Raw genomic sequence first — 625 nt, 5'->3', positions numbered from 1 at the left:
GTATAATGCTCTTCAATGGAAAGCCCGTTGGCATGATACAGCAGCCCATCCAGAACATAGGGTGCTTCACCGGCCGTCGCCGCAATCACCCGGGTCGAAAACGGATCATACTGATCGGAGATGTGGGTGTAGAAACTGACGCCCGGTTCACTGCCATTGCGCGCATTGATATCGCTGATCGCAGCGCCTCTGCCACCTGCATGAAACAATTGACCATCACTTGAGGACGATGTGCCGTCTCCCCAGAGTGACGCCAGGGGCAGCCCACGATGGGCTGCAACCATACGGCCAAGGGCTTCGGCGTATCCGGCCTCGCTGATATGCCAGTCATGCAGATGCGCCAACTGGCGCAGGGTGGCACCCTGACAGGTGTCGGCCATGCGTGTCAGACCAAGATTAATCGCATCCGCCAGGATCACCGTCAGCAGGGCGTTTTTGTCATCCGCGACACGGCTGGAACGGCGATGGGTAAAGCAGTCGGTGAAGCTGATCCAGCGGTCCACTTCCAGCAGAAGATCAGTAATCTTGATGCGTGGCAGCCGGTCGTAAGCCGCCCGCCTCAACTCTTCCACAGCAGGGGGTGTAATTGCTTTCAGAGGCGAAATCACAAGACCATGTGCATCAA

Annotated in this window: 1 protein-coding gene; it reads right to left on the bottom strand. The window is 57.3% G+C overall.

Going from position 1 to position 625, the window contains the following annotated elements; all coding sequences use genetic code 11:
• A partial coding sequence (locus KP705_RS16115; RefSeq protein WP_215764972.1) for a Tn3 family transposase occupies positions 1-625 on the bottom strand: 625 nt, incomplete at both ends.

It is taken from the genome of Gluconobacter sp. P1D12_c (assembly GCF_018812105.1).
GTDB classification, from domain to species: Bacteria; Pseudomonadota; Alphaproteobacteria; order Acetobacterales; family Acetobacteraceae; genus Gluconobacter; species Gluconobacter oxydans_A.
This window is presented reverse-complemented; position numbering and strand designations above follow the sequence as displayed.